Origin of the sequence: Fodinibius sp., assembly GCF_041642155.1 — a bacterium.
Taxonomy (GTDB): domain Bacteria; phylum Bacteroidota; class Rhodothermia; order Balneolales; family Balneolaceae; genus Fodinibius.
On record NZ_JBEPWZ010000266.1, the window covers coordinates 1 to 4,171 of the forward strand.

At 51.3% G+C, this 4,171-nt stretch carries 6 protein-coding genes and 1 pseudogene; 3 read left to right on the forward strand and 4 right to left on the reverse strand.

Annotation, left to right across the window (positions count from 1 at the left end):
* From ACESLU_RS12355 to ACESLU_RS12370, 4 genes are all read right to left on the reverse strand, one after another.
* Nucleotides 1–878: UDP-N-acetylglucosamine 1-carboxyvinyltransferase (locus tag ACESLU_RS12355; protein WP_372638949.1), on the reverse strand; the 878-nt coding region annotated here is incomplete at its 3' end.
* Nucleotides 871–1,386 carry an acetyl-CoA carboxylase biotin carboxyl carrier protein subunit gene (locus ACESLU_RS12360; protein WP_372638950.1) on the reverse strand — a complete coding sequence of 172 codons (516 nt, stop codon included), beginning with the start codon at nt 1,384–1,386 and terminating at the stop codon, nt 871–873. The genes ACESLU_RS12355 and ACESLU_RS12360, both read right to left, overlap by 8 nt.
* 15 nt (nt 1,387–1,401) lie before the next feature.
* Nucleotides 1,402–1,671 (reverse strand): hypothetical protein, encoded by a 270-nt coding sequence (locus tag ACESLU_RS12365; RefSeq protein ID WP_372638951.1) that lies wholly within the window; start codon nt 1,669–1,671, stop codon nt 1,402–1,404.
* Nucleotides 1,672–1,723: 52 nt separating this feature from the next.
* Nucleotides 1,724–2,278 (reverse strand): hypothetical protein, encoded by a 555-nt coding sequence (locus ACESLU_RS12370; protein ID WP_372638952.1) that lies wholly within the window; start codon nt 2,276–2,278, stop codon nt 1,724–1,726.
* Nucleotides 2,279–2,380: 102 nt separating this feature from the next.
* Here ACESLU_RS12370 and ACESLU_RS12375 point away from each other — a divergent pair, with 102 nt between their 5' ends.
* The 3 genes and pseudogenes from ACESLU_RS12375 to ACESLU_RS12385 all read left to right on the forward strand — a co-directional run.
* Nucleotides 2,381–3,199 (forward strand): DUF3108 domain-containing protein, encoded by an 819-nt coding sequence (locus ACESLU_RS12375; protein ID WP_372638953.1) that lies wholly within the window; start codon nt 2,381–2,383, stop codon nt 3,197–3,199.
* Entirely contained in the window at nt 3,199–3,642 is a 444-nt protein-coding gene (dut, locus tag ACESLU_RS12380; RefSeq protein ID WP_372638954.1) for a dUTP diphosphatase, read from the forward strand. Before ACESLU_RS12375 ends, dut begins: the two co-directional genes overlap by 1 nt.
* Before the next feature lie 334 nt (nt 3,643–3,976).
* Nucleotides 3,977–4,171, forward strand: a pseudogene (locus tag ACESLU_RS12385) (MFS transporter); the annotation flags it as partial.

Sequence of the window (4,171 nt, forward strand, 5' to 3'; positions counted from 1 at the left end):
TGGAGTTTTTCGGGTGCGTTAACGTGTACGGTGTCTCCGTTCATCGCCAGCTCCGTGCCCGTTGTTCGGAACGCCTCTGGGAAATGTCCCAAATCGTCGACATCCACGCCGGTAAGCGTCACCTCCGATTCGGGGTGCATGGCGGCGGCAATCATGAACGTGCCGGTCTCTATACGGTCGGCGGCATTGCGGATCGTGATGCCCTCGAGACGATCAACCGCCCGGATGGTCAGCGTGTCGGTGCCGATACCCTCGATATCAGCGCCCATCTCGACCAGCCTTTTACAAAAAAGGACTACATCCGGTTCTTTGGCAGCATTTTTAATAGTGAATTCTTTGGCGCGCAGTACGGAAGCCAGCACGAGATTGATAGTCGCCCCGACGCTGCTCGGTTCGAGGGTAAAAGTGCCACCTTCCATCTCTTTGGGCGCAGCGGCGATAACATATCCCTCCTCCAGTTTGATGTCAGCCCCCATCTCGCGCATGCCGTTCAGGTGCAGGTCGACGGGACGAGGTCCCCACGCACAGCCGCCGGGCAGTGAGACTTTCGCCTGGCCGTATCTCCCCAGCAGGGCGCCCAGCATATAAAAAGAGGCCCGCATCTTGCGGACGAGTTCGTAAGGCGCTTCGAGGTGAGCCAGGTTGGCCGGATCGATAACGAGCGTGCCCTCGTCCTCGTCAAATGTTACCAGCGTGCCGGTTACGCGAATGACATTGTTAAACGTATAGATGTCACGCAGTTTCGGAACGTTCGTGATTCTGGTCGGCGAATCGGCCAGCAGCGACGCGGCCATAAGAGGGAGCGCCGCATTTTTGGACCCGCTGATGGGAATGGTTCCTTTGAGAGGGGTAGGTCCTTCTATAATAAATTTATCCACTTGCTTCGATTTCTAAAATTAGTGCATTTTTTTCCAAAGAGTCACCCTGGGCCACCGCCACCATCGTAATGTGTCCACTGACCGGCGCTTTGAGTTCGTTCTCCATTTTCATCGCTTCCAGGATGGCCACCGGGTCGCCCAGGGCCACTTCGTCGCCTTCCTCCACCATGATCTCCAGGATTTTGCCCGGCATGGGAGCATTCAGCTCGCCCACCCCTATTTCCCCGGTTGTTTTAAATCCGAGGCGGTCGAGCAGCAGATCCTGCTCATCACGTACATCCACCGAACACCAGTGTCCGTCGAGCGTGAACGTAACCGTATGCTGGTCGTACTCTACGTTATCAATTTTATAGAGTTTTGTTCCCGTCCGCAGCAGGTATCGTCCGTTGGACTGGCGACCGAACTCATAGGAGAGAATTTCATCCTGGAAATGGGCTTCCCCGTGCTCTTCCTTCAGTTCGAGCTCAACAGCTTGTTCACTTTCATGGATACGGGCTTCGAACTTCATAAATGGATCAATAAATTAGTGCGATTTGATTTCTGTAAGCCCCTTGCTGGTTGCGCGGAAGGTAAAGTCCTGCAGGTGGTCGGAATCGTAGAAGGTGGTTAACGTAATTTGGGAGCCATTTCGTTCATAGGCCTCCACAAAGCCAAAGCTGAGCAGGTTGATCAGATCGTCGCGCAGCTCGCCGTAGAGGTGACCCGTTTCTTCCATAATGACCTGGAACCGCTCGGGAAAAATTAGCTTTTCCAGTACCTTTCGCTCGGATTTGGAGATTTTTCGCTTGCTCATGATAGTAGATTCTTAAAAGTTTGAAGATAGAGCGACTGTTTCTATATAACAACTATTGAACGCGGATGTCTCCGTAGGTGATAAGATTATTTCTGTCGTCATAAATGAGGATTCGGTATAAGCCGGAGGCATTACTTCCCCCCGGGGACCCTGCAATATGTTGACCGTCCATCTGCATGCTTATTAAAGAAGGAGACGAGAGGTCGGTTTGTGCAGCAATCAAAGTCGTTCGCTGGTTCTCCGGATTAAGTGCAAATACTTCAATACTTGACAATGTCTCTATATTATTCAGATAGATTTCGAGGATAAGTCTGTCGTTATATCCTACCGGATTGGGATGCGGAAGCTGTGTGTAAGGTTTGCCAATTGTAATAAGGCTCTGATACATGGGACTAATCCGCCAGTCGTCGGGATCTTCTTTGTCCTCTATTTTTTGTCCGCTGGCATTGGTTTCCGTAATGTTTTCCGGGAGTCTCAGGGCTTGCTCTTCAAACCTTTTCTGGTCGTCACTTTTGGAACAGGCCGCCCCCATACATATAATAGCGCTCAGGAAGAACAGCGCAGATGAGCGTACCAACAGTTTTTGCTGTATGAACGATTTTGGCATAAGAACCCTTCAATAATATTTCTAATTCCGGTTAATAATATCGAACTTTGGCTACTTATATAAAAAAGAATCTTTAAGACCATTCATCCATTGACTCATCCATTGACACACGTTGTCAAACACCTTTTTTTAAGCCTGTGCGCGCTCAGCCTGCTGGCTGTCAGCCCCGCAGAGGCACAGGAGTCCGTTCCCACCTACCAGCATCCCGAGCGTCCCCCGACCCTGCAGGAGCTGCTGGAGTGGAAAGAGACCTTTACCTACAATGTTAAATACAGCTTCTTCAATCTCGGGAAAGTACAGACGACCATTGTGCAGGACACGACCTATGAAGGCGAGCATCTGTGGTGGCTTCGAACGAAGATCATCTCCAACTCGTCCATCCCGTTTATGGGCAGGGAGGAGAACCATTATAATACCTTTTTTGTAGAGACGGACAGTCTTCCCCATACCCGGCTTTACTGGCGTGACAATGTGGATGAGGAAGAATTCAACGCCGAGCGTTACGACTTCGATTATGAACGGCAGAAAGTGTATTTTTCGAAAGACGGGGAGCCGGAAGACACGCTGGAGCTGACGGAGCCCTCTACATCGGGACAGCTGATTTTTTATTACAGCCGCCTGCTTGCCGGCACCGACCAGCCCTATAGCCTGCCGGTATACCTCGAGGCCGAGAAGGGATATATTGACGTCAATAATACCCGGAAAACAGAGACCAGGGAGTACGAAGCCTTTCCGCAGGGAGTCACGACCTATTACACCGACGGCAATGCGGATATCGATGGCCCGTTCGGTTTCAGCGGGGAATTCAAGGCGTGGTACCTGGCCGATGATCTGCGTATCCCCCTGGAAGCACATGCGAGGGTTTGGCTCGGAAATGTTAAAGTTAGATTAATTGATTACAAAAAAGAACCGCGTAAATAATGAATGTATACTTTAAAAAACTGCCCCATGCCGGGGACCTGCAACTACCTTCTTATGAATCCGAATTTGCCGCCGGTATGGATATACGGGCGGCGCTGCCGGAACCGGTTAAACTGCAGCCGGGAAGCCGTGTCCTGGTACCCACGGGGCTGCAGATGGCCCTTCCACAGGGATATGAAGCGCAAATACGTCCCCGCAGCGGACTCGCATACCGGAACGGGATCACTATGCTGAATACGCCGGGGACCATCGATGCCGACTACAGGGGAGAGGTCAAGGTGCTGGCTGTCAATCTGGGGAACGAGCCCTTTGTCATTGAACACGGCGATCGTATCGCACAGATGGTGATCGCTCCCGTAATCCAGGCCCGGATTGAGGAAACAGATAACCTGCCCGACACCCAGCGCGGCGCCGGCGGCTTCGGGAGCACGGGGGTTAAATAGTCGAAAGTAGAAAGTATTAAGTTGAAAGTTTTTGGAGGCCCCGGATTCACATCGACAGGGCCCGAAGAAGAGGTAGAGAAGGAGACAGGCGGGATGTCCCCTGGAAAGAGTACCGGGGAGCGAAGCGGGAGGGATGAGAAGGCTGAGGTTTAGGTTAAGGCTAAGGCTGAGGGCTCTTGCAGCATGGAAACGTCACGCAGAAATCGGGAACAAAGTAAAAATTGAATCCTGAGCGAGTTTCCCATGTCTGAATATCGAATGTCGAAAGCCTAATCATTCAGGGATAGACAATAGTGAGTTAATAACCAGTAATAAATAACAGATAACAACAAAAGTGCTCGAGAAGATACGTCCCTATATCGACCTGGTGTCGAATAACCAGAACTACCGCCGGTTGTGGCTTAGCCAGATTGTCTCCAATTTCGGGGATTGGTTCGGAATCCTGGCGGTATATGCGCTTATCACCCGGTATTCCGATTCCGAATTCCTGCTGGGACTGATTATCGTGGTCAAGATGATGAGCCTGGCC